Origin of the sequence: Streptomyces sp. TLI_105 (assembly GCF_900105415.1) — a bacterium.
Lineage (GTDB): Bacteria > Actinomycetota > Actinomycetes > Streptomycetales > Streptomycetaceae > Streptomyces.
In genome coordinates, this window is record NZ_FNSM01000001.1 from 6,533,907 (window position 1) to 6,560,539 (window position 26,633).

Here is a 26,633-nt window from a genome sequence, read left to right on the forward strand (position 1 = left end):
GGTGCGGGTCACGCCCCCGACCCTTCGTGTCGCGCGCCTCCCCGCTGCCCAGGATGAGGCCATGGACATAGGCATCGCACTGCCCCAGTACGGCACCCACGCCCACGCCGACCGGGTCGCCGCCTTCGCGCGGGACGCCGAGGAGGCCGGGTTCGACTCGCTCTGGGTCGGTGACCGCGCCCTCACCCCGGTCGTTCCCCGTGACCTCTATCCGGGACACACCCCCGAGAACCCGTACCCCCGGCAGTACAAGACCTTCCTCGACCCGCTCACCGTCCTCACCGTCGCCGCCACCGCGACCGGCCGCGTCCGGCTCGGCACCAGCACCCTCAACGGCCCCTGGTACCCGCCGGTCCTCCTCGCCCGCTCGCTCACCTCGCTCGACCGGGTGAGCGGCGGACGCCTCGACGTCGGCCTCGGGATCGGCTGGCTGCGGGACGAGTACACCGCCGTCGGCGCCGACTTCCACCGCCGCGGCGCCCTCCTCGACGAACTCCTCGACGTCCTCCACGGCATCTGGACCGAGGAGGAGTTCGGCCACGAGGGGCCGCGGTGGACCATCCCGGCGTCGTACGTCGGCCTGCGCCCCGTCCAGCCGGTCGGCCCGCCCGTCCACCTGGGCGGCTTCAGCCCAGCGGCCCTGCGCCGGGTCGGCCGCCGGGCCGCCGGCTGGGTCGGCGCGGTGCTTCCGCCCGGTGTGGCCGGGCACCTGTGGGACGAGGCCCGGCGCGCCGCCGAGGAGGCGGGCCGCGACCCGGGCGCCCTGCGCCGCGAGATCCGCCACAACCCGGCACCGGGCGCCACGGCGGAGTCCGTCGCCGCCGTCCTCGCGGGCGTCCGCGACACCGGGGCCGAGGGCTGCTTCGTCGACTTCCAGCAGTGCGTGGACGAGCCGGGCGAGGCCCTGGAGCTGGGCGTGAAGGTCCTCTCGCTGCTGCGGGGCTGAACGCACGGGAGCCCCTGACGTCCAGCAGGACGTCAGGGGCTCCGGCGTAGGCCCGGCGGCGCTTACAACACCAGCGACAGCAGCAGGACGAACACGATGCCGACGACCGAGATGATCGTCTCCATCACCGACCAGGTCTTGATCGTCTGGCCGACGTTCATGCCGAAGTACTCCTTCACCAGCCAGAACCCGGCGTCGTTGACGTGGCTGAAGAAGAGCGAACCGGCACCGATGGCGAGGACGAGCAGTGACACCTCACCGGTCGACATGCCCTCGGCGAGCGGGGCCACCAGGCCGGCCGCCGAGATCGTCGCCACGGTGGCCGAGCCGGTCGCGAGCCGGATCGCGACCGCGATCAGCCAGGCGAGCAGCAGGGCCGGGATCGACCAGCTCTTCGAGAAGTCGAGGATCATCTGGCCGACGCCGAGGTCGATCAGGGTCTGCTTGAAGCCGCCGCCGGCGCCGACGATCAGCAGGATGCCGGCGATGGGCGCCAGGGACTTCTCGACGGTCGAGGACAGCCGCTCCTTGGTGAAGCCGGCCGCGCGGCCCAGCGTGAACATCCCGACTATGACGGCCGCCAGCAGGGCGATCAGCGGCGAGCCGATGACGTCGGTGACCTTCTGCACGCCGTTCTCGGGGTCGTCGACCACGATGTCGACGAGCGCCTTGACCAGCATCAGGACGACGGGCAGCAGGATGGTCGCGACGGTTGCGCCGAAGCCGGGCCGCTTCTCCAGGTCCTCGGAGGGCCGGGCCGGGATCATCTTCTCCGGGGCCTGGATGTCCACCCAGCGGGCGGCGTACTTGGAGAAGACCGGGCCGGCGATGATCACGGTGGGGATGGCGACGACCAGGCCGAGCGCGAGGGTCACGCCCAGGTTGGCGCCGACCGCGTCGATCGCGACGAGCGGGCCGGGGTGCGGCGGGATGAGCCCGTGCATCACGGACAGACCGGCCAGGGCGGGGATGCCGATCCGCATCAGCGAGTAGTTGCCGCGCTTGGCGACCATGAGCACCACCGGGATCAGCAGCACGATGCCGACCTCGAAGAAGAGCGGGAGGCCGATCACGGAGGCGATCAGGACCATCGCCCACGGCATGGCCCGCTTGCCGGTCTTCGCCAGGATCGTGTCCACGATCTGGTCGGCGCCGCCGGAGTCGGCGAGCAGCTTCCCGAGGATCGCGCCGAGCGCGATGAGCACGCCCACGCCGGCGACGGTGTTGCCGAGGCCGGTGCTGAACGACTTGATGGTGTCCGCGAGCGGGGCACCCGCGAACGCGCCGAGCGCCAGCGACCCGATGGTCAGCGCGAGGAACGCGTGCATCTTGAACTTGGTGATGAGCAGGACGATGACGGCGATGCCGGCGAGCACGGCGATCCCGAGCTGGGCGTTGCCTGCCGAGGTGATCGGTTCGGCGGCGTCCGCTGCCAGGATCTCGACGCTGAGACTGGTCACGGTGGTGTCCTTCGTACGGGCAGGTGGGGACGGGGGCGGGGGAGGGTCAGCCGGCCAGGCCGCGCAGGGCGGCGACGGCGCGGGCGGTGATCTCCTCCGGGGTGCCGGAGACGTCGACGGCGACGCCGGCCTCGTCGTCCTGCAGGGGCTGCAGGGTGGCGAACTGGGAGTCGAGGAGCGCGGTGGGCATGAAATGGCCCTTGCGTGCGGCCATCCGCTCCTCGATCAGCTCCCGGTCACCGGTCAGATGCAGGAAGACGACCCCGGGCGCGGCGGCACGCAGCCGGTCCCGGTAGCTCCGCTTGAGGGCGGAGCTGCTCACTACCCCGCCGAGCCCGGCCCGGCCGTGCGCCCACTCCCCGATGGCGTCGAGCCAGGGCCCCCGGTCCGTGTCGTCCAGCGGGATGCCGGCCGACATCTTGGCGACGTTGGCCGCCGGGTGGAAGTCGTCGCCCTCGGCGTACGGCAGGCCGAGCGCCTCCGCGACCAGCGGACCGATGGTGGTCTTGCCGGTCCCGGCGACGCCCATGACGACGACGACCGGGGGAGCGGTGAGGGGGGTGGTGCTCATGGGGGGTGCCTCGCTGTCTTCTTCGACATCGATTCGGTGAATCCGTCGCGCTCATGAAACCCATTGGGTACGACGTATTCAAGAGTCTGTGACATAAAAGTCATACTTTTAATTCCCGGGTGTGGTCACCCGGACGCGCGCGCATAGGCTGATCACCATGACGACACCGGCCCAGGGGCTCCACTCACACGTCCTGGCCACCCTGGGCCTCGCGATCACCGCCGGGGAGTTCCCGCCGGGCACCGTGCTGCGCACCGACGAGCTCGCCCAGCGCTTCGACGTCTCCCGGACCGTCGTCCGCGAGGTCGTGCGGGTCCTGGAGTCCATGCACCTCGTCGAGTCCCGCCGGCGCGTCGGCGTGACCGTGCTCCCCACGGCCAGCTGGAACGTGTACGACCCCCAGGTCATCCGCTGGCGGCTGGCCGGCGCCGACCGCCCCCGCCAGCTCCGCTCGCTCACCGTCCTCCGCTCGGCCGTCGAGCCCGTCGCCGCGGGACTGGCCGCGCTGAACGCCACCCCCGAGCAGTGCCGCGAGCTCACCGAGCAGGCCCTCGGCATGGTCGCCACCTCGCGCGGCCGGCGCCTGGAGGAGTACCTCGTCCACGACATCGCCTTCCACCGGGTGGTGCTCAACGCCTCGGGCAACGAGATGTTCGCCCGCCTCGGCGACGTCGTCGCCGAGGTCCTCACCGGCCGCACCCACCACCACGTGATGTTCGAGGACCCCGACCCGGCCGCCGTCACCCTGCACGTCCAGGTCGCCGAGGCCGTACGGGAGCGGGACGCCGCCCGCGCCGAGGAGCTCACCCGGCAGATCGCGGTCGGCGCCCTCCAGGAGCTGGACGTCCTCGCTCCGTAGCCCCTCTGTCGTTACCCGCCCGTAAAGCTCTGAACTAGCTCAAATATGGGCTTTCAGTGACATGCGTCACAGTCAGTCAGGGGCTGTTGCCGTGAGTATGTGCGCTGGCCGTGCCGGGGACACCCCCCGTTCAGGTGCGGCCGGGTACCGCACCGCTCCCCTCACGAAGGCGAACAACTCCATGACTGACCGCGTCACCGCGGCCGAGCCGCTGTCCGCCGCTCCGGCGAACCCGGCCGCCGCCCCCCACGTCGACGCAGGCGACGCCGGCTACCGCAAGGACCTCAAGTCCCGGCACATCAACATGATCGCCATCGGCGGCGCCATCGGCACCGGCCTCTTCCTCGGCGCCGGCGGCCGCATGTCCCAGGCCGGCCCGTCCCTCTTCATCGCGTACGCCGTCTGCGGCGTCTTCGCCTTCTTCGTGGTGCGCGCCCTCGGCGAGCTGGTGCTCTACCGCCCCTCCTCCGGCGCCTTCGTCTCCTACGCCCGTGAGTTCATGGGCGAGAAGGGCGCCTACACGGCCGGCTGGCTGTACTTCCTCAACTGGTCGACCACCGCCGTCGCCGACATCACCGCGGCCGCCACCTACGCCCACTTCTGGGCCGTGTTCAGCGACGTCCCGCAGTGGGTCCTCGCCCTGATCGCCCTCGCGGTCGTCCTCACCGCCAACCTCATCTCCGTGAAGTACTTCGGCGAGATGGAGTTCTGGTTCGCGATCATCAAGGTCGCCGCCCTGGTCGCCTTCATGCTCGTCGGCATCTTCCTCGTCGTCACCTCGCACGACGTCGGCGGCCACACCCCGGGCCTCGCCAACATCACCGACAACGGCGGCATCTTCCCCAACGGCATGATGCCGATGCTGCTGCTCATCCAGGGCGTCGTCTTCGCCTACGCCTCCGTCGAGCTCTGCGGCGTCGCCGCCGGCGAGACCGAGAACCCCGAGAAGATCATGCCGAAGGCGATCAACTCGATCATGTGGCGCGTCGGCCTCTTCTACGTCGGCTCCGTCGTCCTGCTCGCCCTGATCCTCCCGTACACCGCGTACTCCGGTGACCAGAGCCCCTTCGTCACCGTCTTCGACAAGCTGGGCATCCCCGGCGCCGCCGGCGTGATGAACCTCGTCGTCCTCACCGCCGCCCTCTCCAGCCTCAACTCGGGCCTCTACTCCACCGGCCGCATCCTGCGCTCCATGTCGCTCTCGGGCTCCGCGCCCAAGTTCACCGGCGTCATGAACAAGGGCGGCGTCCCCTACGGCGGCATCCTGCTCACCGCGGGCTTCGGCGTCGCCGGCGTCCTCCTCAACTACGTCATGCCCGGCGAGGCCTTCGAGCTCGTCCTCAACTTCGCCTCCATCGGCATCATCGGCACCTGGGCCATGATCATGATCTGCTCGCTGCTCTTCGTGCGCAGCGCCAAGCAGGGCAAGCTCACCCGCCCCGGCTACCAGCTGCCCTGGGCTCCGTACACCCAGATCGTGACCCTGGGCTTCCTCGCGGCCGTCCTCGTCCTGATGTGGATGGACGGCGGCATCAGCCGCACCACCGTGAACTGCCTGCCGCTCATCGCGGCGGCGCTCACCGGCGGCTGGTTCCTGGTCCGCCGCCGGGTCCGCACGACCTCCGCCGCGCAGCAGGGCTGAGACTCCCCCCACGGGAGACGGCGGGACCCCCACAGGCACGGCCTGCGGGGGTCTCGCCTTTTGTCAGGAGATAGTGGTACGCAAGAGCCTTACAAGATCCGGTAAAGGAAAGGGAAGTTCACGATGCCGCAGCACGTCCAGGGGGTCATCGCCCCCGGCAGGAACGAACCGGTACGCGTCGAGACCATCGTGATCCCCGACCCCGGCCCCGGCGAGGCCGTCGTCAAGATCCAGGCCTGCGGCGTCTGCCACACCGACCTCCACTACAAACAGGGCGCGATCAACGACGAGTTCCCCTTCCTGCTCGGCCACGAGGCCGCCGGAATCGTCGAGTCCGTCGGCGAGGGCGTCACCGACGTCGCCCCCGGCGACTTCGTGATCCTCAACTGGCGCGCCGTCTGCGGCACCTGCCGCGCCTGTACGCGGGGCCGCCCCTGGTACTGCTTCGCCACCCACAACGCGAAGCAGAGGATGACCCTGCTCGACGGCACGGAGCTCTCCCCGGCGCTCGGCATCGGCGCCTTCGCCGAGAAGACCCTCGTCGCCGCCGGCCAGTGCACCAAGGTCGACCCGTCCGTCGCCCCCGAGGTCGCGGGCCTCCTCGGCTGCGGCGTGATGGCCGGCATCGGCGCCGCGATCAACACCGGGAACGTCGGCCGCGGCGACACCGTCGCCGTCATCGGCTGCGGCGGCGTCGGCGACGCGGCCGTCGTCGGCTCCCGCCTCGCCGGAGCCGCGAAGGTCATCGCCGTCGACATCGACGACCGGAAGCTGGACAAGGCCCGCGAGATGGGCGCCACCCACACGGTCAACTCCCGCACCGCCGACGCCGTCGAGGCGATCCGCGAGCTCACCGGCGGCTTCGGCGCAGACGTCGTCATCGAGGCCGTCGGCCGCCCCGAGACGTACGAGCAGGCCTTCTACGCCCGCGACCTCGCTGGCACCGTCGTCCTCGTCGGCGTCCCCAGCCCCGAGATGAAGCTCGAACTCCCGCTCCTCGACGTCTTCGGCCGCGGCGGCTCGCTCAAGTCCTCCTGGTACGGCGACTGCCTGCCGTCCCGCGACTTCCCGATGCTCGTCGACCTGCACCAGCAGGGCCGCATCGACCTCGCCGCCTTCGTCACCGAGACGATCGGCCTCGGCGACGTCGAGAAGGCCTTCGCCCGCATGCACGAGGGCGACGTCCTGCGCTCGGTGGTGGTCCTCTGATGGCCGCCCGCATCGACCACCTCGTCACCTCCGGCACCTTCAGCCTCGACGGCGGCACCTGGGACGTCGACAACAACGTCTGGATCGTCGGCGACGACTCCGAGGCCATCGTCATCGACGCCGCCCACGACGCCGGGGCGATCCTCGCCGCGCTCGACGGCCGCGCCCTGCGCGCCATCGTCTGCACCCACGCCCACGACGACCACATCGACGCCGCCCCGGCCCTCGCGGCCGCCACCGGCGCCCGGATCCTGCTCCACCCGGCCGACCAGCCGCTGTGGAAGCTCACCCACCCCGGCCACAGCCCGGACGGCGAGCTCGCCGACGGCCAGGTCCTCACCATCGCCGGCACGGACCTCACCGTCCTCCACACCCCCGGCCACGCCCCGGGAGCGGTCTGCCTGTACGCCCCCGAGCTCGGCACGGTCTTCTCCGGCGACACGCTCTTCCAGGGCGGCCCCGGCGCGACCGGCCGGTCCTACTCGGACTTCCCGACGATCGTCGGCTCGATCCGCGAGAAGCTCCTCACCCTGCCGCCGGAGACGGTGGTCCGCACCGGCCACGGCGACACCACCACGATCGGCGCCGAGGCCCCGCACCTGGAGGAATGGCTCAAGCGGGGCCACTGAGGGCCAGCCGGCTCTCGAACCGCACCTCGTCGCCCGTGAACGGGTCGGTGAACTCCAGCGTCCGCGCGAGCAGTCGCAGCGGACGCGCGAAGTCCTCCGGCCCGTCCTCGCGGACCACCGGATAGACCGGGTCGTCGAGGATCGGCAGGCCCAGGCCGTTCATGTGCACCCGCAGCTGATGGGTCCGCCCGGTCACGGGCGCCAGTCGGTAGCGCCCGAGCCCTCCCGCGTGCCCCAGGAGCTCGATCCGGCTCTCGGCGTTCGGCTCGCCCGGCACCTCCCGGGCGGCCATCACCCCGCGCTCCTTCTCGATCCGGCTGCGCACGGTCACCGGCAGTTCCACCGCCGGGTCGTACGGCGCCACCGCCTCGTACTCCTTGCGCACGGCCCGGTCGCGGAAGAGAGTCTGGTACGCCCCCCGGTCCTCCGGCCGCACGACGAACAGCACGAGCCCCGCCGTCAGCCGGTCGAGCCGGTGCGCGGGCTGGAGGCGCGCAAGCCCCAGGTCACGCCGGAGCCGAGCGAGCGCGGTCTCGGTCACATGCCTTCCGCGGGGCATCGTGGCGAGAAAATGCGGCTTGTCCACGACCACGATCCGCTCGTCGCGGTGCACGACCCCGATCGGGAAGGGCACGGGCGTCTCTGCGGGAAAGTCCCGGTGGAACCAGAGGTACCGCCCCGCGGCGTACGACTCGTCCCCGCCGACCGGCCCGTCGACCCCGACGAACCGCCCCTCCCGCAGCATCCCCTCGACCCGCCCGGCCCCGACGGCGGCCCCGTACCGCTCGACGAGGTACTCCCGGACGCTCGCCCAGCACCCCTCGGGGTCCTCCGGCAGGCGCACCCGCACGGGATCGATGCCGTGCAGCTGGGGGAGGGGTGAAAAGAGGGCCTTTGATCTGCGTCGCACGGAGTCACGGTAACCGGCCGGCTGTCCGGCTTGCTCAGGCAGGCGGGTCCACAGCGGTCCGCAGATGCTCGTCGGCCAAGGACGCCACGGCCGCGGGGTCCGACGGGGCCGGTACCTCCAAGGGCTCGGCCCAGCCGCTGATGCTCAGGACCTGCGCGAGGAGCCGACGCGCACGAGGCGGAGGCGCGGTCCTCGCGAGCGTGGTGAGCGCCCGCGCCCGCCGGCGGGGGTTCGGGCTCAGGAGAGCGACGCCTTCGGCGGACTCCTGCTTCCCGAGGAGCACGAGCACGTCGATGCGGGTCCTCGACGCACCGGACCAGCTCGGCGACCGGCGCGTGGGCCCTGTCACCGTCACTGGTGTCCGCTGCCGAGGTGCTGAGCTCGGTCAGGGCCCGAACGCGCTGCGACGCACTCCCGATGCTCCGCGTGAAGGTCTCGACGTGCTCCGCGCAGCCGCGGACGCCCGAGACGGCTCTTCCCCCGATGGCATGGGCGCTGCCCGTCCGTTCGGCCCCGATCTCGGGGTGCTGACCCCATCGCGGTCGTTTGCCCCCCAACGAAACAGCCCCTCGTCCCCACGGTCGGAATGTACTGTCCTGCTGCGGGACGGAGCCGTCAGCCGAGTCGAACCCCACTGACGGCCTCTCCTCCGGAGGCATCCGCCGGGCCGGTGCGCTCGGCCACGACGGCGGAGAGGGCGGTACTGAGCCCACTCGCCTCGCCCCAGCGCAGACTCGTCAGGACCGTGACCGACCCTGCGACTGCGACACCGGTGACGAGGAGTACGACAGGACGCACGCTCATCGCGTCGGTATGGTTCCCCCGCCTTCCGGCAGGGATGAAACGGGAAAAGCAGAAAGACCCCAGCTGAGCTGGGGTCTTTCTCATGGTGTCCGAGGGGGGACTTGAACCCCCACGCCCGATAAAGGGCACTAGCACCTCAAGCTAGCGCGTCTGCCATTCCGCCACCCGGACAAGGTGTCTGTCTTCCCGGCCGCTGGGCCCTTCCGACGAGGAAAACCATAGCAAACATTCGGAGTGGTCGATCACCACCCCCGGTCGGCCCCCGTCATGTGACAGCCGCATGTCGGAGGGTCGGCGCCCTTGGGTGCCGAGGGGGCCACGCGGGAGGATGGGGACGACCACCAAGCAATCACGTGGGGCACGTAGTGGGAGGAAGCAGCGTGAGCGAGTCGAACACGGCCCGGAGCGTCAGCGGCGAGGACGAGGTGGTGGACCTCTGTCGCGACCTCATCCGCATCGACACCAGCAACTACGGCGACCACTCCGGCCCGGGAGAGCGGGCGGCGGCCGAGTACGTCGCCGAGAAGCTCGCGGAGGTCGGACTCGAGCCGAAGATCATCGAGTCGCACAAGGGGCGCGCCTCCACCGTCGCCCGGATCGAGGGCGAGGACCCGTCGCGTCCTGCCCTGCTCATCCACGGGCACACCGACGTCGTCCCGGCCAACGCCGAGGACTGGACCCACCACCCCTTCTCCGGCGAGATCGCCGACGGCTGCGTCTGGGGCCGCGGGGCCGTCGACATGAAGGACATGGACGCGATGACCCTCGCGGTCGTCCGCGACCGGCTGCGCAGCGGCCGCAAGCCCCCGCGCGACATCGTCCTCGCCTTCCTCGCCGACGAGGAGGCCGGCGGCACCTACGGCGCCCGCCACCTGGTCGACAAGCACCGCGACCTGTTCGAGGGCGTCACCGAGGCGATCGGCGAGGTCGGCGGCTTCTCCTTCACCGTCAACGAGAACCTGCGGCTCTACCTGGTCGAGACGGCCCAGAAGGGCATGCACTGGATGCGGCTGACCGTCGAGGGCACGGCCGGCCACGGCTCCATGACCAACGACGACAACGCCATCACGGAGCTCTGCGAGGCCGTGGGCCGCCTCGGCCGCCACCAGTGGCCGGTGAGGGTCACCAAGACCGTGCGGAGCTTCCTCGACGAGCTGTCGGACGCCCTCGGTACCCCGCTCGACCCCGAGGACATGGACGGCACCCTCGCCAAACTCGGCGGCATCGCCAAGATGGTAGGCGCCACCCTCCGCAACTCGGCCGCCCCGACGATGCTCGGCGCCGGTTACAAGGTGAACGTGATCCCCGGCCAGGCCACCGCGCACGTCGACGGCCGCTTCCTGCCCGGCTACGAGCAGGAGTTCCTGGCCGATCTCGACCGGATCCTCGGCCCCCGCGTGAAGCGCGAGGACGTGCACGGCGACAAGGCCCTGGAGACCAGCTTCGACGGCGCCCTGGTGGACGCCATGCAGTTGGCGCTGCGTGCCGAGGACCCGATCGCCCGCGCCGTGCCGTACATGCTGTCCGGCGGCACCGACGCCAAGTCCTTCGACGACCTCGGCATCCGCTGCTTCGGCTTCGCCCCGCTCCAGCTGCCGCCGGAGCTCGACTTCGCGGGCATGTTCCACGGCGTGGACGAGCGGGTCCCGGTGGACGGCCTCAAGTTCGGCGTCCGCGTGCTGGACCGTTTCCTCGACGCCTGCTGAATTCGCCCACGCGTTTGCGTGTGACCGGAAAGAGTGAATGAACTCAAGGGTTCGTAGCCCTCATCATTCCCCCTCGTTACAGGTGTGCGGTCCGCGGCTGGGGCCGCATTGCCAACTAGGAGGAATAATGATCAAGAAGGTCGTCGCTGCTGCGGCTGCCACCGGCGGTCTCGTTCTCGCGGGTGCGGGCATGGCCGTTGCGGACTCGGGTGCCGAGGCTGCCGCCATCGGTTCCCCCGGCGTGCTCTCGGGCAACGTCGTCCAGGTGCCGATCCACGTCCCCGTGAACGTGTGCGGCAACACGGTCTCCGTGATCGGCCTGCTGAACCCCACCTTCGGCAACACCTGCGTCAACGCCTGACGTTGTGCCTCGCCCCGTGAGGGTGTGAGCCGGTCCGGCCCCGGAGTGCGTGCCATGCACTCCGGGGCCGGTGGCCATTTCCGCCCCGGGCCGTCCGCCCGGTGGCACTCTTTCGAAGCCGAGCAGGCAGGGAACAAGCTATGCGACAGGTCACGCGCAAGGGCCTTATCACCGTCGCGGCCGCCGGAGGCGTTTTCGCCGCCGTCGGCGGCGGATATGCGCACGCCGATTCCGGCGCGAACGGTACGGCCATGAACTCCCCGGGCGTCGCGTCCGGAAATTCCGTCCAGGTCCCGGTGCACGTACCGGTGAACGCCTGCGGGAACACGGTCAACGTCATCGGGCTGCTCAATCCGGCCTTTGGCAACACGTGCGCCAACACCTCCCCGTCCGGTGGCGGATCCTCCGCCGGGGGGCACACCGGAAACTCTCCCGGTGTGGGCTCCGGCAACAACGTGGAGGTGCCGGTCGACGTCCCGGTGAACGTCTGCGGCAACGACGTCACGGGTGTCGGTCTGGGCAACGCCGCCACGGGCAACGACTGCGCGAACGGCGGGGACACGGGCTACGGGGAGGAGGAGCCGGGCAACCCTGGCAATCCGGGTAATCCTGGGAACCCCGGGAATCCGGGCAACCCCGGGAATCCGGGCAACCCCGGCAACCCCGGGAATCCGGGCCACCCCGGGACTCCGGGTCACCCCGGCACCCCCGGCCACCCGGGTACCCCCGGCACCTCCGGCGGCGAGGGCGGGCCGAACACTCCCGGTACTCAGGTCGTCACTCCGCCGCGTGCCGTCGAGGAGCTCGCCGAGACCGGCTCCGGCCCGCTCGGCGTGATCCTTCCCGCCGGCGCCGGGATGCTGCTCGCCGGCTCGCTGATCTACCGCCGCGCCCGCCGCGCCGCCTGAGCCGCCGCGCTCACGCGCCACGCACAGGGGCCCCGCACACCGCGGGGCCCCTTCTCGTTGTCTTCTCGTCGTCCGGTGCTCGCTACCAGGTCGCCCGGACCTGGCGGATGATCCGCCGCTTCAGCCGCACTCTGCGACTCCCGTCCCGGTGCAGGCTCAGACGGTCCAACTCCCAGTGTCCGTACTCGGCATGGTCGGTCAGGAGCCGCGTCGCCTCCTTGCGGGAGACACCGCGCGGCACGTACACGTCGACAAATTCGTATTCCGGCATCGCATCTATTGTGCGGGCACGGGCCCGGTACGGATAGCGTCTGTCCCATGTCTGATGCTGCGCAGCCCACCGCTGCCGAGGTACGTGCCGCCGCCGAGGCGGTCAAGACCGCACTGGACCGTCACCTCGCGGCGGTCGAACGCCGCACGGGAGACGACGACACGGCCGTCTACGAGGCCTTCAACGCCCTCGCCGCGGCCGCCGAGACGTACGACGAACTCCTCTACGACCGCTACGACGAGGTCACCCCCTTCGAGATCCCCGGCGCCGACGGCAACCTGCCGCCGTACGCCGGACCTGACGAACCTCATGCCCTCAGCCTCCTGATCCGCCGCGACTACGCCGTCGCCGAACCCCAGCGGCTGCTCGCCCAGGCCCGCCGCGTCGCCGAGCTCGACGACGACGCGGACACCGGCGCGGCCGCCAAGGCCGGCGTCTCGCCGCTCGCCGCGCTCGGCGTGCTCTTCGGCGAGTACGAACCGGACGAGATCGCCTCCCGGCACAAGGAGTTCGGTCTGGAGGAGGGGGACTCCACGCTCTGGGTCACCGCCGCCGAGGAGCTCCCGGAACCGGGGGAGTGGCTGGCCGCTCCCTTCGACCACGCCGATCCCGAGCGGATCGTCTGCCGCTTCGACGTCAGCTCCGTCTTCGACGAGGAGGACGAGGACGAGCCCGTGGACGCGGGAGCCTCCGGCGCGGACGCCTGACGGGACGCGCGAGGGCCGGGACACCACGCACGGTGTCCCGGCCCTCCGTCGTCCCGGGGCTACTCCCCGTCGACGGCCAGCAGCGCCTCCAGGAGCGGCCGCAGCCGCGTCGTACGCTCCGGGGCCACCCCCTCGGCCACCGCGCGGGGCAGGGCCTGGTCCACGCCGTGCACGACCGACAGATGGCGCTCCGCCCGGCCGAAGGCCGTGTACACCCACGGCCGGCTCAGGCCGCCCGCGGCGTCCCCCGGCAGCACCACGACCACCGCGGGCCAGCGCGTCCCGGCCGCCTGGTGCGCGGTGAGCGCCCAGCCGTGCCGCAGGGCCGACTCCACGCGATCCTTCGGTACGAGGAGCTCGTCGCGTCCGCAGCGCAGCCGCAGCCCCTCGGCGTCGGCCGAGAGGACCGTGCCCGTCACCGTGCGCCCCGGCGCGGGCGCGTACGCCACCCGGTCCCCGGGGTCGTAGCCGCCGAACCGGCCGGGCCCGGGGTTGAGCCGCTGCTTCAGGGCGGCGTTCAGCGCGCGCGTGCCGGCGGAGCCGCCGTGGCCGACCGTGACGACCTGCGTCTGCTCGGACGGCACTCCGAGCGCCCGGGGCACCGAGTCCGCCACCAGCTGGACCGTACGGTGCACGGCCTCGCCCGCGTCCCGCACCGGGACGATCACGACCTCCTTGCCGGGGGCCTCGACCTGGTTCAGCTCGCCGGCGCCGATGCCCGACACCAGCTCGCCGAGCGGCCCCGGGTCGGGGACGCGGGAGGCGATCCGCGGGCACACCCGGGACGCGAGGACGTCCGCGAAGACCCGGCCCGCGCCCGGTGCGCCGAGCACCTCCGGATCGCCGCTCAGCACCAGACGACAGCCGTCCGGCAGCGACTCCACGAGCATCGCGCCCGTCTCCACGTCCAGCTGCGGGGCGTCGAGGACCACGAGGAGGTCCAGGGCGAAGGCGCCGTCCTCGTCCCGGCCGGGACCGGCCGCGCCGGACAGCAGCGCGGCGACCGTCACCGCCTCGGCCCCCGCGGCGCCGAGCGCGCGGCGCCCGCCGTCCGCGTGGACCGCCACCAGGGTGCGCAGCCCCCGCTCACGGGCCGCCGCGGCGAGCGCCACCGGCTCGGCGCGGGCGGCCTCCCCGCCCGTGTGCAGGACGAGGCCGTTCGCCCCGGCGGCGCGCTCCAGCTCGCCGCCCTCCCAGACGTCGGCCTTCGCCGTCCTGACCAGCCGGGCGAGGCCGTCCGCGAGGCTCTCCTCCGCCATCGCGTACCGGTCGAGTCCGAGCAGCGCGGGCGCGGCGGGCTCCCGCTCCGCCGCGGGCACGGGCGCCTCCTCGACGTCCTCGTCGCCCTCGGGCTCCTCCGCCGTCTCCTCCTCCTGGAAGAGGAGGACCGCGCCCTCGGAGACCGCCGCCTCGACCGCCTGCTCCGGATCGGGCACCGCGTGCCCGGCGAGCCCGGCGCACACGGCCTGGACCTCCAGGGCCGTGTGCCCCTGGACGGCGGCCCGCTCCAGGAGCCACACGGTCAGGGCGACCGCGCGGCGAGGGTCGCCGGGGCCGCACGCGGGGCCGAGCAGCGCCCGCGCGAAACCGTCGGCCTGCTCCGGCCGGACCCCCGGCACCGCGAGCAGCTGCCACGGGTCCTCGCGCAGCGCCGGGGCCGCGCCCTCGCCGAGCACGGCGGCGACCCGGCCGGCCAGCGCCTCCGGGGCGCCGCCCGCGGCGAGGACCTCACGGACGGCGGCCGTGGTGCCGGGCGCCGGAGCCGTCGGCCGCTCCGGCGCGGGGGGCCGCACGGTCGTCGCCGGAGTCGTCTCGACGGCGGGGCGGCGGGGTGCGGGCTCGGGTGCCTCGTAGAACGCGCTGCCCGAGGAGGTGCCGCCCTCGACGGCCCGGACGGCGGCGAGGAGGTCGGCCGCGGTGCCGCTCAGCTTGGCGCCGCTCGTCACGGGACCGCTCTTCTCGGCCTTCCGGGCCTCGATCCTGGCCCGCAGCTCCCGCTGCGCGGCGAGCTCGGCCTGCGCCTCGCTCAACTCGGACCCGTCGGCGCCCTCGACGGCCCCCGCCCCCTCGCCCACGGCAGACCGGTCGCCGGTCTCTTCGGCGGATCCCGGCTCCTCGGCCGTGGCCGTCCGGCTGTCGGGCTCTTCGGCGGGTTCCGGTTCCCCGGCGGGTTCCGGTTCCTCGACCGTGGCCGTCCGGTCGTCGGGCTCTTCGGCGGATTCGGGCCCCTCGGCCGTCCTCGGCTCCTCGGCCGCGGCCGGCCGCTCGGGGGAGTCGGGCTCCCCGCCCGTACCGGGCTCTTCGGTCGTCCCCGGCCCCTCGGCAGGCTCCTCGGTGGAGTCCGGTCCCTCGGCCGCGTCGGGGGCCGGGGGCTCGGCGGCTTCCTCCCGCAGGTCCTCGGTGGGCTCCGCGGCCTCGGGCGCGGTCTCCCCGGAAGGCTCGGTCACAAGGTGCTCCAGTCGTGATCCGGATAGCGGTGCACGGGCGCCGACACATCGTCCAGCGCCCGACAGATCTCGTCAGGAAGACTAAGGGCCTCCACTGACAACGTGGCCGTGAGCTGCCGCGCCGTGCGCGCCCCGACGATCGGCGCGGTCACCCCGGGCCGGTCGCGGACCCATGCGAGCGCCACGTGGAGCGGGGTCGTCGCGAGCCCGTCGGCCGCCGTCGCCACCGCGTCCACGATCCGGCTCGCCGCCTCGTCCAGGTACGGCTCCACGAAGGGCGCCATCGTCTCCGAGGCGCCCCGCGAGTCCGTCGGCGTGCCGCTGCGGTACTTCCCCGTCAGGACCCCCCGCCCCAGCGGGGACGAGGGCAGCAGGCCTATGCCGAGGTCCATCGCGGCCGGCAGCACCTCCCGCTCGACGCCCCGCTGGAGCAGCGAGTACTCCAGCTGCGCCCCGGCGAGCCGCGTGCGGTCGCCGCCGAGCTGCCAGGTGCCCGCCTTGGCGAGCTGCCAGCCGCAGAAGTTCGACACGCCCGCGTACCGCGCCCGCCCGCTGCGCACCGCGATGTCGAGGGCCTGGAGCGACTCCTCCAGGGGCGTGTGAGGGTCGAAGGCGTGCAGCTGCCACAGGTCCACGTGGTCCGTGCCCAGACGGGCCAGGGAGGCGTCGAGCGCGGCGAGCAGGTGCCCGCGCGAGCCGTCCGTGCGCCGGTCGGGGTCCGGGACGCTGCCCGCCTTGGTGGACAGGACGAGGTCCTGCCGGGGCACCAGGCGCTCCATCAGACGCCCGAGCAGGTACTCCGCCTCGCCCCCGCCGTACACGTCGGCGGTGTCCACGAGGGTGCCGCCCGCGTCCCAGAACGCCTTCAACTGCTCGGCGGCGTCGTGCTCGTCGGTGTCCCGGCCCCAGGTGAGGGTGCCGAGTCCGATGCGCGACACACGCAGGCCGGTACGTCCGAGATGCCTCTGCTCCATGGGCGCGAGAGTACTGGCCAGGGCACCACGCGGAGAGAGCCTGTGGACAACCGTGTCCTGACGGATGGCTCGCACGCGCGCTAGAGTCCGGCCAAAGAGACGTTACCGATGGGTAAGGGGTGCGTGGAATGCGGCTCGGCATCAACCTCGGCTACTGGGGCGCCGGCATGGACGGCGACAACCTCGCCGTCGCCCAGGAGGCGGACCGCCTCGGCTACGACGTCTGCTGGGCCGCCGAGGCCTACGGCTCCGACGCCCCCACCGTCCTCGCCTGGGTCGCGGCGAAGACCGAGCGGATCGACGTCGGCTCCGCGATCATGCAGATCCCGGCCCGCCAGCCCGCCATGACGGCGATGACGGCGGCCACCCTCGACTCGCTCACCGGCGGCCGCTTCCGCCTCGGCCTCGGCGTCTCCGGACCGCAGGTCTCCGAGGGCTGGTACGGCGTGAAGTTCGACAAGCCGCTCGCCCGGACCCGCGAGTACGTCGAGATCGTCCGCAAGGCCATGACCCGGGAGCGGCTCAGCTACGACGGCGAGCACTGGACCCTGCCGCTCCCCGGCGGCCCGGGCAAGCCGATCAAGCTCACCGTCCACCCCCAGCGCGAGCACATCCCGCTCTACATCGCCGCGATCGGGCCGAAGAACCTGGAGCAGACCGGCGAGATCGCCGACGGCGCCCTGCTGATCTTCCCCTCGGCCGAGCACCTGGAGGAGACCGCGCTCCGGCACCTGCGGGCGGGCCGCGAGAAGGCCGGCCTGACGATGGACGGCTTCGACGTCTGTCCCACCCTGCCGCTCGCCCTCGGCGACGACGTGACCGCGCTCGCCGACGTGTTCCGCCCGTACACCGCGCTGTACGTGGGCGGCATGGGCAGCCGCAAGCAGAACTTCTACAACCAGCTCGCCCAGCGCATGGGGTACGAGAAGGAGGCCGCCGAGATCCAGGACAAGTACCTGGCCGGCGACAAGACCGGGGCCGCGGCCGCCGTGCCGCACTCCCTGATCGACCAGACCACGCTGCTCGGCTCCGTCGAGCGGATCGCCGAGCGGATGACGGCCTACGCGGAGGCCGGGGTCACCACCCTCACCCTCGCTCCGGCCGGCTTCACCCTGGACGAGCGGGTGACGGCCCTGCGGGCGGGCGTCGAGGCGATGGAGCGCGCCGGACTGGCGTAACCGCGGGGCTGGCGCCGGACCCGACGGACGGAGTCCGGCGCCAGGCGGTCGAAGCCCGGTCGAAGCCCGTGAGGCCCCCGGGGGCCGATCGGTGCGAGAGCGCCGTCAAGGAGGAGTTCTGCGGCCGTGGTGGGGGCTCGGGGGTCTTCCCCGCCACGGCCGTCATGCTGCACAACGCTCCACAGAGCCCCCGGTTACGGCCTCGGACCTCACTCTTTCGGCCGAGTCGTCGTACTCTCCTGTTGCCCGCCGCCCGGGACCCGACTTGACTCGTTCTTCCCGGACGTACCGGAGTGCGGACGTCCGCACGGAGGTGGCGGCGATGCTCACGGCCAAGGGCCTGTTCCAGGAAATCATCGACAACGACGAGTCCTTCCGGCTCTTCTGTTCCATCGCCGCGAGCGGCGAGTCCCAGGGCGGCTGGGAGAACGCCCGGATCGCGACCCTCGTCGCGCCCGGCATGCGCACCCTCGCGCCCAAGATCACCCGGCACGGCGCCGACGAGGACAAGCACGGCCGGATCTTCAACGCGCTGATGAAGAAGCGCGGTCTCGAACCCGTCCCCGTGCCTCCCGACACCGACTACACGATGCTGCTCGAACGGCGCGGCATCGGCCTCGCGCACGACAAGCTCCGCGCCGACCGGCCGCTGACCGAGGAGGACGTCATCGTCTACCTCGCCCACAGCCGGGTCACCGAGCAGCGCGCCGCCGACCAGATGGCCATGCTCGTCGCGTACTTCGGGGACCACCCCGAACTGGGCAAGGCCATCCAGATGATCGACAACGACGAGGCGAACCACCTCGCCTACTGCCACGAGGAACTGCTCCGGCTCGCCCGCCAGGGCCACGGCCGGCTCATCCAGCGGACCCTGCGCGCGTCCGCGCTCGCCGAGATCCAGGTCTACCGCGACGTCAGCCTCGCCGTGATGCGCCACATGGGCCGCATCCTGAACTGGTCGAAGCCCAGGGCGGCGGTCCTCGCCGCCGGGATCCACGCCGTGTACGCGTACGAACGCGCCGCCGGCTGGCACAAGATGGTCGACCTGCGGATGCCCGAGCGGCTGAACGCCCTCGGCGGCCCCGCGACGCCCGCCCCCGCCTTCTGAGCACGCCCGGCGGGGACGGGCCTCACATCCAGCCGCGCCGCTTGAACACCCGGTACAGCGCGACGACGATGCCCGTCATCACCACGATCACCACCGGGTACGACCAGGTCCACCTCAGCTCCGGCATGTGCTCGAAGTTCATCCCGTAGATCCCCGCGACCATCGTGGGGACCGCGGCCATGGCCGCCCACGCCGAGATCTTCCGCATGTCGTCGTTCTGCCGGACCCCCATCTGCGCGAGGTGGGCCGACAGCACGTCGGACAGGAGCCGGTCGAGGCCCTCCACCTGCTCGTTGGAGCGCAGCAGATGGTCGTTGACGTCACGGAAGAAGGGCTGTGAGCGTTCGTTCACGAACGGCACCGCGCCGGCCGTCAGCCGGGCCATCGGCCCGGCCAGCGGACCGCTCGCCCGCCGGAACTCCAGGACCTGCCGCTTCGCCGTGTAGATCCGCTCCGCCGTGTTGGCCGGATTGCCCCCGCTGGGCGCGAAGACGTCCGCCTCCAGCTCCTCCAGGTCGACCTGGAGCTCGCCCGCCACGTCGAGGTAGTGGTCCACGATCGCGTCGCTCACCGCGTACAGCACCGCCGTCGGTCCGTGCTTCAGGACCTCCGGGTCGGCCTCGAGGCGCCGGCGCACCTCCGCGAGCGGCGCGCCCTCGCCGTGCCGGACGGTCACGACGAACGAGTCGCCCATGAACACCATCAGCTCGCCCGAGGACACCCGGTCGCTCTCCGGCTCGTACACGATCGGCTTGAGCACCACGAAGAGCGAGTCGTCGTAGACCTCCAGCTTGGGCCGCTGATGGGCCTTCAAGGCGTCCTCGACGGCCAGCGGGTGCAGCGCGAACTCCGAGGCGACGTGGTCGAACTCCGCTTCCGAGGGCTCGTGCAGCCCCACCCACAGGAACGCGTCCCCCGTCGCCCGCGCCTCCTCCAGGGCGTCGGAGAGGTCGGCGGGGCCGTCCGTACGGCGCCCGTCCCGGTAGATGGCAGAGTCCACGATCACGCGGCGCATTCTGCCCCGGAACGCCCCCGCCACGCACGCGCGTGCGACACCGGTTCCAGCGGACACCGCCACTCACGCGTGCGTGCGTCGTCCCGGTGGCCCCGCGCGCACCCGCCCCGCGCGCCCGCCCGCCCCGCACCCGCACCGCCTAGGCTGGCCCGCATGGCCACGCTGATCCTCGTCCGGCACGGACGCTCCACCGCCAACACCTCCGGGGTCCTCGCCGGGCGCACGCCCGGGATCGCGCTCGACGAGCGCGGGGCCGCCCAGGCCGCCGCCCTCCCCGGCCGCCTCGCGGACGTCCCGCTCGCCGCGGCCGTCACCAGCCCCCTCCAGCGCTGCCGGGAGACCCTGCGGCCGCTCCTCGACGCCCGCGCCGACCTCCCGCTCCACGTCGAGGACCGGATCAGCGAGTGCGACTACGGCGACTGGTCCGGCCGCAAGCTGGCGGAGCTCAACGACGAGCCGCTGATGGAGGTCGTCCAGGGGCACCCCTCCGCCGCCGCCTTCCCCGGCGGCGAATCCATGCGCGCCATGCAGGACCGCGCCGTCGAGGCCGTACGGGACTGGAACGCCCGGGTCGAGGCCGAGCACGGCGAGGACGCCACGTACCTCATGTGCTCCCACGGGGACATCGTGAAGGCGATCGTCGCCGACGCCCTCGGGCTCCACCTCGACCTCTTCCAGCGCATCCACGTCGACCCCTGCTCGGTCACCGCGATCCGCTACACGCGCCTGCGTCCCTTCCTCCTCCGCCTCGGCGACACGGGGGACTTCGCCGGTTTCACCCCCCGGGAGCACCCCGGCGGCAGCGGGACGGCTGAGGTCGGGGGCGGTGCGGGCGCACCGTGATCCCCTTGCGCAGTAGGGTGGACGCGCCGCTGTAGTACGACTGTCGAGACTCAAGGGAGCCGGGAACGTGTCCCGTCAGGTGTTCCTCTACGACCCGCCGGAGCGTTTCGTGGCCGGTACGGTCGGGCTGCCTGGCCGCCGGACCTTCTTCCTCCAGGCGTCCGCCGGCGGCCGGGTCACCAGCGTCGCCCTGGAGAAGACCCAGGTCGCGGCCCTCGCCGAGCGCATCGACGAACTCCTCGACGAGGTCGTCCGCCGCACCGGTGGCAACGCGCCCGTGCCCGCCGTCGCCCCCGCGGAGATCGCGGACACGGCCCCCCTCGACGTGCCCGTCGAGGAGGAGTTCCGGGTCGGCACCATGGCCCTCGCCTGGGACGGCGAGGAGCAGCGCATGATCGTCGAGGCCCAGGCGCTCGTCGAACTCGACGTGGATTCCGAGGAGGACCTCGCCGAGGCCGAGGAGCGGCTGCTCCAGGACGAGGAGAACGGTCCGCCGATGCTCCGGGTCCGTCTCAGCGGGGCCCAGGCCCGGGCCTTCGCCAAGCGGGCCCTGGACGTCGTCAACGCCGGCCGGCCGCCGTGCCCGCTGTGCAGCCTGCCGCTCGACCCGGAGGGGCACGTCTGCCCGCGCCAGAACGGATACCGTCGCGGAGCATGACCAGCCCCGAGAGCCCGCGCGACACGGAGCTGCTCGCGCGCGGTGAGCTGACCGTGCGCGGCCGGGTCCGAGAGGCGTCCAACGCCGTGCTGTACTGCTCCGTCGCCCACGAGGGCCGGGAAGCCGCCTGCGTCTACAAGCCGGTCGCGGGGGAGCGGCCCCTCTGGGACTTCCCCGACGGCACCCTGGCCCAGCGAGAGGTCGCCGCGTACGAGATCTCCGAGGCCACCGGCTGGGGCCTGGTCCCGCCGACCGTGCTCCGTGACGGTCCGTACGGGGAGGGCATGGTCCAGCTGTGGATCGAGGCCGACCCCGACGCGCGGCTCCTGGCGCTCACCGAGGACGAGGAGGCGGGCGAGGGCTGGAGGGCCGTGGGGCCCGCGCAGATCGACGAGGAGCGCACCGCGCTCCTCGTCCACGCGGACACCCCCGAGCTGCGCCGGCTCGCCGTCCTGGACGCCGTCATCAACAACGGCGACCGCAAGGGCGGGCACCTGCTGCCGGCCCCCGGCGGTCGGCTGTACGGCATCGACCACGGGGTGACCTTCCACGTCGAGGACAAGCTGCGCACCCTGCTGTGGGGCTGGGCGGGCGAGGAGCTGCCCGCCGAGGCGGCCGACGTGCTCGACTCGCTGGGCCGGTCCCTGGCGCCGGGAGCGCCGCTCGCCACCCGACTGGCGGAACTCCTGACCGGCGCCGAGGTCGCGGCCGTACGCGCCCGCGTGGAGGCGCTGCGGGCCACCGGGCGGCACCCGGAGCCCTCGGGGCAATGGCCGGCGATCCCCTGGCCGCCCGTCTGAAGTCCCGTGAAGTCCCGGCCCCACCCCTCCGGCCGATTGTTTTCGGCCACAGTCTCCGAGGGGCCCTGCACCCCTGGGGGGTATGCACGCACGCCTCCGACCCGCAAGAGCGCCTAATCGGTCAAGATCCCGGATCCGGTTCGTATCCGGAACACCTGTCCGGTTACGCTCGGGTCATGCATGCCTGGCCCGCTTCTGAGGTCCCCGCCCTTCCCGGCAAGGGCCGCGACCTCCGGATCCACGACACCGCGACCGGTGGACGAGTGACCCTCGCCCCCGGCCCCGTCGCCCGTATCTACGTCTGCGGCATCACGCCGTACGACGCGACCCACATGGGTCACGCGGCGACCTACAACGCGTTCGACCTCGTCCAGCGCGTGTGGCTCGACACCAAGCGGCAGGTGCACTACGTCCAGAACGTGACGGACGTGGACGACCCGCTCCTGGAGCGCGCGATCCGCGACGGCATCGACTGGGTCGGCCTCGCCGAGCGCGAGACCGCCCTCTTCCGCGAGGACATGACCGCCCTGCGGATGCTGCCCCCGCAGCACTACATCGGTGCGGTCGAGGCCATACCGGGCATCGTCCCGCTCGTCGAGCGACTCCGGGACTCCGGCGCCGCCTACGAGCTCGACGGCGACATCTACTTCTCCGTCGAGGCCGACCCGCACTTCGGTCAGGTGTCGAACTACGACACCGAGCTGATGCGCCACCTCTCCGCCGAGCGCGGCGGCGACCCGGACCGCCCGGGCAAGAAGAACCCGCTCGACCCGATGCTGTGGATGGCCGCCCGCGAGGGCGAGCCGAGCTGGGACGGCGGCAGCCTCGGCCCCGGCCGTCCCGGCTGGCACATCGAGTGCGTCGCCATCGCCCTCGACCACCTCGGCATGGGCTTCGACGTGCAGGGCGGCGGCTCCGACCTGATCTTCCCGCACCACGAGATGGGCGCCTCCCACGCCCAGACCCTCACGGGCGAGTTCCCCATGGCCAAGGCGTACGTCCACGCCGGCATGGTCGCCCTGCACGGCGAGAAGATGTCGAAGTCCAAGGGCAACCTGGTCTTCGTCTCCAAGCTCCGCCGCGACGGGGTCGACCCGGCCGCCATCCGGCTCGCGCTCCTCTCGCACCGCTACCGCGACGACTGGGAGTGGACCGACCAGGTCCTGGATACGGCCGTGGAGCGGCTCGGCCGCTGGCGCGCCGCCGTCTCGCGCCCCGACGGCCCGTCCGCCGACGCGCTCGTCGAGGAGCTCCGCGAGGCGCTCTCCGACGACCTGGACACGCCCACCGCGCTCGCCGCGGTCGACCGCTGGGCCGAGCTCCAGACGGCCGAGGGCGGCACGGACGAGTCCGCCCCCGGTCTCGTCTCGCGCGCCGTCGACGCGCTGCTCGGTGTGGCCCTGTAACGAGCAGGATCGCGCAACTCCCTTTCAGGCAACCGCCCTTGGACTTCTCGTCGAAGTCCGAGGGCGGTTCCGTTTTGTCCTGGCGGGGATGCTCGTTCCTGCGCTAAACAAGCTCCATGCAATCATCATCACGCATGAAAGTTGCACTCGCCGGAGCCGTCCTCGGGCTCTTCGCGGCCTTCGCGGGACCCGGCTCCACCGCGTCGGCCGACCCGTCCGACACCACCGTCGGCGAGGTCACCGGCTTCGCCGCCGACGGAGCCGTCTACCGGCTGACCGCGGGCCACACGGAGGCCCGCGTCTCCTTCGTCACCGCCGACACCTTCCGCATCGAACTCGCCCCCGACGGGAAGTTCACCGACCCCACCGGCGCCGACATCACGCTGCCCCAGGGCCCGCCCCCGGCCACCCGCTGGCGCGACCTCGGCGACCGGTACGAACTCGCCACCGCCAAGGTGACCCTGCGCGCCACCAAGTCACCGCTGCGCTTCTCGGCCGTACGCGCTGACGGCACCCCGCTCTGGACCGAGACCCAGGGCCTCACCTGGAACCAGGACCGCACCGTCCAGACCCTCGCCCGCGGCGCCGACGAGGAGTTCTACGGCGCCGGGATGCAGAACGGCCGCGGCAACACCTCCCACCGCGGCAAGACCGTCGAAGTCGGCGTCGACTACAACTGGAACGACGGCGGCCACCCCAACTCCGTCCCCTTCTACCTCTCCTCCGCCGGCTACGGCGTCTACCGCAACACCTACGCCCCCAACACGTACGCCTTCACCGAGCCCGTCACCACCAGCGCGAAGGAACGGCGCTTCGACGCCTACTACTTCGCGGGCGACGGGAAGGACGCCCTCAAGGACGTCATCGGCCAGTACACCCGGCTCACCGGCAAGCCCTTCATGCCCCCGGTGTACGGCCTGGAGATCGGCGACTCCGACTGCTACCTGCACAACGCCAACCGGGGCGAGCGCCGCACGCTCGACGCCCTGAAGGTCGCCGACGGCTACGTCCAGCACGACATGCCCAACGGCTGGATGCTCGTCAACGACGGCTATGGCTGCGGCTACGAGAACCTCGCCGAGACCACCGCGGGCCTCGGCGAGCGGAAGATGAAGCTCGGCCTGTGGACCGAGGACGGCATCGACAAGCTCGCCGACCAGGTGAAGGCCGGCCAGCGGGTCGCCAAGCTCGACGTCGCCTGGGTCGGCGACGGCTACAAGTTCGCCCTCGACGGCTGCAAGGACGCCCACGCAGGCATCGAGGCCAACAGCGACGCCCGCGGCTTCACCTGGGCCCCGGAGAGCTGGTCCGGCGCCCAGCGCTGCGGCGTCCAGTGGTCCGGCGACCAGTCCGGCAGCTGGGAGTACATCCGCTGGCAGATACCCACCTACGCGGGCGCGTCCATGTCCGGACTCGCCTACACCACGGGCGACGTCGACGGCATCTTCGGCGGCAGCGCCAAGACGTACACCCGCGACCTCCAGTGGAAGATGTTCCTGCCCGTCACCATGACCATGGACGGCTGGGCCGCCAACGACAAGCAGCCCTTCCGGTACGGCGAGCCGTACACCACGATCAACCGCGCCTCGCTCAAGCTCCACGAGGCCCTGCTCCCGTACATCTACAGCCACGCGCACCGCGCCACGAAGACCGGCGTCGGCCTCGCCCGGCCGCTCGCCCTCGAATACCCGGACGACCCGAAGGCCGCGACCGAGGCCGCGAAGTACGAGTTCCTCAGCGGCGAGGACTTCCTCGTCGCGCCGGTCTACCAGGACGCGGTGGAGCGCGACGGTATCCATCTGCCCGAGGGCACCTGGATCGACTACTGGAACGGGCGCGTCTACGAAGGCCCCGTCACCGTCGACGACTACAGCGCCCCGCTCGACACCCTGCCCCTCTTCGTACGGGCCGGAGCGGCCGTCCCCATGTGGCCCGGCTCCATCCGCTCGTACCGGGACCGCGCCCCCGGCGACCCGCTCGCCTGGGACGTCTACCCGCAGGGCAGCTCCTCCTTCGAGCTGTACGAGGACGACGGCGTCACCCGCGAGCACCGCGCCGGGAAGTACGCCACCCAGCGCGCCGAGGTCCGCGCCCCCGAGTCCGGCCCCGGCGACGTCACCGTCCGGATCGGCGCGAGCACCGGCACGTACACCGGCAAGCCCGCCGCCCGCCCGTACGCCTTCACCGTCCACACCGGCGACGCCCCCGGCACGGTGAGGCTCGACGGACGCGCGCTGCCCGCCCTCACCTCCCGCGCCGCCTTCGACGCGGCCGGCCAGGGCTGGTGGTACGACCGCGACGAGCGCGGGGGAGTGGTCCGGATCAAGACCACCGCCCTGTCCACCGACCGCGCCTTCGAACTGCGCCTGACCGACACCAGCGCCGTCGGCGGGGCCGTCCCCGGCGCCTCCGCCGTCCTCGCCGCCCCCGGCGGGCAGGAGCTCGGTGCCGGCACGCCCGGCACCGTCGCCGTGGACGTCACCGCGGGCACCCGGGACGCCACCGACGTACGGGTCTCCCTGGACGCCCCGGCCGGCTGGCAGGTCACCCCGGCCGCCCCGATCGCCCGCGTCCCGGCCGGCACCACCCGCAGGGTCGAGGTCGCCGTCATCCCGGCGGCCGACGCGAAGCCCGGCGAGGCCACCCTCACGGCGACCGCCCGCCACCGCGCCGCGGGCACCGACCGCACGGCCGTCCAGCGGTTCGCGATCGGAGTGATGCCCCCGGCGCCGACGGCCGACGCCTGGGCGAGCGACCTCGCCTGGCTGCGCGCGACCAACGGCTGGGGACCGCCCGAGCGCGACCGCTCCAACGGCGAGTCCGGCGCCGCCGACGGCCACGCCCTCACCCTGGCCGGACGGACCTACGAGAAGGGCATCGGCGCCCACGCCGACTCCGACATCGAGGTCTACCTCGGCGGCCGCTGCACCACCTTCACCGCCGACGTCGGCATCGACGACGAGATCAACGGCTACGGGGACGTCGCCTTCTCCGTCGAGGCCGACGGCCGGGTCCTGTGGACCTCGCCCCGGCTGACCGGGGCCTCCGCGACCCTGCCCGTGAACGTCGACGTGACCGGCGCCCGGCACGTGCGGCTGCGGATCACGGACACCAACGGGTCGAAGAGCGGCGACCACGGCGACTGGGCGGCGGCCAGGTTCGGCTGCGCCTGATGCGCGCCGCAGGGCAGGATCGGCCAACTGACCTGCCGGAGGCGCCTG

At 72.4% G+C, this 26,633-nt stretch carries 24 protein-coding genes and 1 tRNA gene; 16 read left to right on the forward strand and 9 right to left on the reverse strand.

Annotated elements, in window-relative coordinates:
• The first annotated feature begins 61 nt into the window (after positions 1–61).
• The gene (locus tag BLW86_RS29890; protein WP_093876916.1) at positions 62–946 is read left to right on the forward strand and encodes a TIGR03619 family F420-dependent LLM class oxidoreductase; all 885 of its coding nucleotides are present in this window, start codon (positions 62–64) and stop codon (positions 944–946) included.
• Between the two features lie 62 nt (positions 947–1,008).
• On the opposite strand, the gene BLW86_RS29895 is transcribed toward BLW86_RS29890, so the two are convergent.
• Positions 1,009–2,406, reverse strand: coding sequence for a GntP family permease (locus BLW86_RS29895; RefSeq protein WP_093876917.1), 1,398 nt, complete (start codon positions 2,404–2,406; stop codon positions 1,009–1,011).
• A gap of 46 nt (positions 2,407–2,452) precedes the next feature.
• Positions 2,453–2,977, reverse strand: a complete 525-nt coding sequence (locus tag BLW86_RS29900) for a gluconokinase (RefSeq protein WP_093876918.1) — start codon at positions 2,975–2,977, stop codon at positions 2,453–2,455.
• 157 nt (positions 2,978–3,134) lie between these two features.
• On the opposite strand from BLW86_RS29900, the gene BLW86_RS29905 reads away from it, so the two are divergent.
• From BLW86_RS29905 to BLW86_RS29920, 4 genes are all read left to right on the forward strand, one after another.
• Positions 3,135–3,836 carry a FadR/GntR family transcriptional regulator gene (locus BLW86_RS29905; RefSeq protein WP_093876919.1) on the forward strand — a complete coding sequence of 234 codons (702 nt, stop codon included), beginning with the start codon at positions 3,135–3,137 and terminating at the stop codon, positions 3,834–3,836.
• A 181-nt stretch (positions 3,837–4,017) separates the two neighbouring features.
• Complete coding sequence (locus BLW86_RS29910) at positions 4,018–5,478, forward strand: amino acid permease (protein WP_093876920.1); 1,461 nt, start codon at positions 4,018–4,020, stop codon at positions 5,476–5,478.
• 123 nt (positions 5,479–5,601) lie between these two features.
• Positions 5,602–6,687, forward strand: a complete 1,086-nt coding sequence (locus BLW86_RS29915) for an S-(hydroxymethyl)mycothiol dehydrogenase (protein ID WP_093876921.1) — start codon at positions 5,602–5,604, stop codon at positions 6,685–6,687.
• Entirely contained in the window at positions 6,687–7,316 is a 630-nt protein-coding gene (locus BLW86_RS29920; protein WP_093876922.1) for an MBL fold metallo-hydrolase, read from the forward strand. The genes BLW86_RS29915 and BLW86_RS29920 overlap by 1 nt, the downstream gene beginning before the upstream one ends.
• Here BLW86_RS29920 and BLW86_RS29925 read toward each other — a convergent pair.
• From BLW86_RS29925 to BLW86_RS29935, 3 genes are all read right to left on the reverse strand, one after another.
• The gene (locus tag BLW86_RS29925; protein ID WP_093876923.1) at positions 7,300–8,226 is read right to left on the reverse strand and encodes a pseudouridine synthase; all 927 of its coding nucleotides are present in this window, start codon (positions 8,224–8,226) and stop codon (positions 7,300–7,302) included. The two genes, BLW86_RS29920 and BLW86_RS29925, sit on opposite strands and share 17 nt — an antisense overlap.
• Before the next feature lie 34 nt (positions 8,227–8,260).
• Positions 8,261–8,575, reverse strand: a complete 315-nt coding sequence (locus BLW86_RS29930) for a hypothetical protein (protein WP_143060283.1) — start codon at positions 8,573–8,575, stop codon at positions 8,261–8,263.
• A gap of 538 nt (positions 8,576–9,113) precedes the next feature.
• Positions 9,114–9,201: transfer RNA gene (locus tag BLW86_RS29935), tRNA-Leu, on the reverse strand.
• A gap of 209 nt (positions 9,202–9,410) precedes the next feature.
• Between BLW86_RS29935 and BLW86_RS29940 the strand changes: the two genes are divergently transcribed.
• The 3 genes from BLW86_RS29940 (at position 9,411) to BLW86_RS43825 (ending at position 12,005) form a co-directional block, all read left to right on the forward strand.
• A complete protein-coding gene (locus BLW86_RS29940) occupies positions 9,411–10,736 on the forward strand; it encodes a M20/M25/M40 family metallo-hydrolase (protein WP_093876925.1) in 1,326 nt (441 codons plus the stop codon).
• A 127-nt stretch (positions 10,737–10,863) separates the two neighbouring features.
• Positions 10,864–11,097 (forward strand): chaplin ChpH, encoded by a 234-nt coding sequence (gene chpH / locus BLW86_RS29945; RefSeq protein WP_093876926.1) that lies wholly within the window; start codon positions 10,864–10,866, stop codon positions 11,095–11,097.
• Between the two features lie 140 nt (positions 11,098–11,237).
• On the forward strand, positions 11,238–12,005 hold the full coding sequence (locus tag BLW86_RS43825; RefSeq protein ID WP_093876927.1) for a chaplin: 768 nt from the start codon (positions 11,238–11,240) through the stop codon (positions 12,003–12,005).
• An 82-nt stretch (positions 12,006–12,087) separates the two neighbouring features.
• Here the strand turns inward: BLW86_RS43825 and BLW86_RS29955 are convergent, their stop codons facing one another.
• Positions 12,088–12,276, reverse strand: a complete 189-nt coding sequence (locus BLW86_RS29955; RefSeq protein ID WP_015032473.1) for a DUF5703 family protein — start codon at positions 12,274–12,276, stop codon at positions 12,088–12,090.
• Positions 12,277–12,323: 47 nt separating this feature from the next.
• On the opposite strand from BLW86_RS29955, the gene BLW86_RS29960 reads away from it, so the two are divergent.
• Positions 12,324–12,983, forward strand: a complete 660-nt coding sequence (locus BLW86_RS29960) for a hypothetical protein (protein WP_093876928.1) — start codon at positions 12,324–12,326, stop codon at positions 12,981–12,983.
• 59 nt (positions 12,984–13,042) lie between these two features.
• Here BLW86_RS29960 and BLW86_RS29965 read toward each other — a convergent pair whose 3' ends face one another.
• On the reverse strand, positions 13,043–15,430 hold the full coding sequence (locus tag BLW86_RS29965; protein WP_177181785.1) for a helix-hairpin-helix domain-containing protein: 2,388 nt from the start codon (positions 15,428–15,430) through the stop codon (positions 13,043–13,045).
• The gene (locus BLW86_RS29970) at positions 15,427–16,404 is read right to left on the reverse strand and encodes an aldo/keto reductase (protein ID WP_093876929.1); all 978 of its coding nucleotides are present in this window, start codon (positions 16,402–16,404) and stop codon (positions 15,427–15,429) included. Before BLW86_RS29970 ends, BLW86_RS29965 begins: the two co-directional genes overlap by 4 nt.
• 128 nt (positions 16,405–16,532) lie before the next feature.
• Here BLW86_RS29970 and BLW86_RS29975 point away from each other — a divergent pair, with 128 nt between their 5' ends.
• Positions 16,533–17,582, forward strand: a complete 1,050-nt coding sequence (locus BLW86_RS29975) for an LLM class F420-dependent oxidoreductase (protein WP_093876930.1) — start codon at positions 16,533–16,535, stop codon at positions 17,580–17,582.
• Between the two features lie 322 nt (positions 17,583–17,904).
• Entirely contained in the window at positions 17,905–18,690 is a 786-nt protein-coding gene (locus BLW86_RS29980) for a VOC family protein (protein ID WP_093876931.1), read from the forward strand.
• 22 nt (positions 18,691–18,712) lie between these two features.
• Here the strand turns inward: BLW86_RS29980 and BLW86_RS29985 are convergent, their stop codons facing one another.
• Entirely contained in the window at positions 18,713–19,705 is a 993-nt protein-coding gene (locus tag BLW86_RS29985; RefSeq protein WP_093876932.1) for a magnesium and cobalt transport protein CorA, read from the reverse strand.
• Between the two features lie 153 nt (positions 19,706–19,858).
• Here BLW86_RS29985 and BLW86_RS29990 point away from each other — a divergent pair, with 153 nt between their 5' ends.
• From BLW86_RS29990 to BLW86_RS30010, 5 genes are all read left to right on the forward strand, one after another.
• On the forward strand, positions 19,859–20,548 hold the full coding sequence (locus tag BLW86_RS29990; RefSeq protein ID WP_093876933.1) for a histidine phosphatase family protein: 690 nt from the start codon (positions 19,859–19,861) through the stop codon (positions 20,546–20,548).
• Between the two features lie 67 nt (positions 20,549–20,615).
• The gene (locus tag BLW86_RS29995) at positions 20,616–21,206 is read left to right on the forward strand and encodes a DUF3090 domain-containing protein (protein WP_093876934.1); all 591 of its coding nucleotides are present in this window, start codon (positions 20,616–20,618) and stop codon (positions 21,204–21,206) included.
• Positions 21,170–22,006: an SCO1664 family protein gene (locus BLW86_RS30000; protein ID WP_371129681.1), complete on the forward strand. Its 837-nt coding sequence runs from the start codon at positions 21,170–21,172 to the stop codon at positions 22,004–22,006. The genes BLW86_RS29995 and BLW86_RS30000 overlap by 37 nt, the downstream gene beginning before the upstream one ends.
• 176 nt (positions 22,007–22,182) lie before the next feature.
• A complete protein-coding gene (gene mshC / locus BLW86_RS30005; protein WP_093876936.1) occupies positions 22,183–23,412 on the forward strand; it encodes a cysteine--1-D-myo-inosityl 2-amino-2-deoxy-alpha-D-glucopyranoside ligase in 1,230 nt (409 codons plus the stop codon).
• Between the two features lie 116 nt (positions 23,413–23,528).
• Positions 23,529–26,585 carry an NPCBM/NEW2 domain-containing protein gene (locus BLW86_RS30010; RefSeq protein WP_093876937.1) on the forward strand — a complete coding sequence of 1,019 codons (3,057 nt, stop codon included), beginning with the start codon at positions 23,529–23,531 and terminating at the stop codon, positions 26,583–26,585.
• The last annotated feature ends 48 nt before the right edge of the window (positions 26,586–26,633 follow it).

Bases quoted from the DNA above. Each gene is read 5' to 3' on its own strand.
- BLW86_RS29955 (WP_015032473.1), bottom strand. From the start codon at position 12,276: ATGCCGGAATACGAATTTGTCGACGTGTACGTGCCGCGCGGTGTCTCC.
- BLW86_RS29920 (WP_093876922.1), top strand. From the start codon at position 6,687: ATGGCCGCCCGCATCGACCACCTCGTCACCTCCGGCACCTTCAGCCTC.
- BLW86_RS29975 (WP_093876930.1), top strand. From the start codon at position 16,533: ATGCGGCTCGGCATCAACCTCGGCTACTGGGGCGCCGGCATGGACGGC.
- chpH (WP_093876926.1), top strand. From the start codon at position 10,864: ATGATCAAGAAGGTCGTCGCTGCTGCGGCTGCCACCGGCGGTCTCGTT.
- BLW86_RS29990 (WP_093876933.1), top strand. From the start codon at position 19,859: ATGGCCACGCTGATCCTCGTCCGGCACGGACGCTCCACCGCCAACACC.
- BLW86_RS29985 (WP_093876932.1), bottom strand. From the start codon at position 19,705: ATGCGCCGCGTGATCGTGGACTCTGCCATCTACCGGGACGGGCGCCGT.
- BLW86_RS29915 (WP_093876921.1), top strand. From the start codon at position 5,602: ATGCCGCAGCACGTCCAGGGGGTCATCGCCCCCGGCAGGAACGAACCG.
- BLW86_RS29900 (WP_093876918.1), bottom strand. From the start codon at position 2,977: ATGAGCACCACCCCCCTCACCGCTCCCCCGGTCGTCGTCGTCATGGGC.
- BLW86_RS29980 (WP_093876931.1), top strand. From the start codon at position 17,905: ATGCTCACGGCCAAGGGCCTGTTCCAGGAAATCATCGACAACGACGAG.
- BLW86_RS30010 (WP_093876937.1), top strand. From the start codon at position 23,529: ATGCAATCATCATCACGCATGAAAGTTGCACTCGCCGGAGCCGTCCTC.
- BLW86_RS29960 (WP_093876928.1), top strand. From the start codon at position 12,324: ATGTCTGATGCTGCGCAGCCCACCGCTGCCGAGGTACGTGCCGCCGCC.
- BLW86_RS29970 (WP_093876929.1), bottom strand. From the start codon at position 16,404: ATGGAGCAGAGGCATCTCGGACGTACCGGCCTGCGTGTGTCGCGCATC.
- mshC (WP_093876936.1), top strand. From the start codon at position 22,183: ATGCATGCCTGGCCCGCTTCTGAGGTCCCCGCCCTTCCCGGCAAGGGC.
- BLW86_RS43825 (WP_093876927.1), top strand. From the start codon at position 11,238: ATGCGACAGGTCACGCGCAAGGGCCTTATCACCGTCGCGGCCGCCGGA.
- BLW86_RS29905 (WP_093876919.1), top strand. From the start codon at position 3,135: ATGACGACACCGGCCCAGGGGCTCCACTCACACGTCCTGGCCACCCTG.
- BLW86_RS29890 (WP_093876916.1), top strand. From the start codon at position 62: ATGGACATAGGCATCGCACTGCCCCAGTACGGCACCCACGCCCACGCC.
- BLW86_RS29910 (WP_093876920.1), top strand. From the start codon at position 4,018: ATGACTGACCGCGTCACCGCGGCCGAGCCGCTGTCCGCCGCTCCGGCG.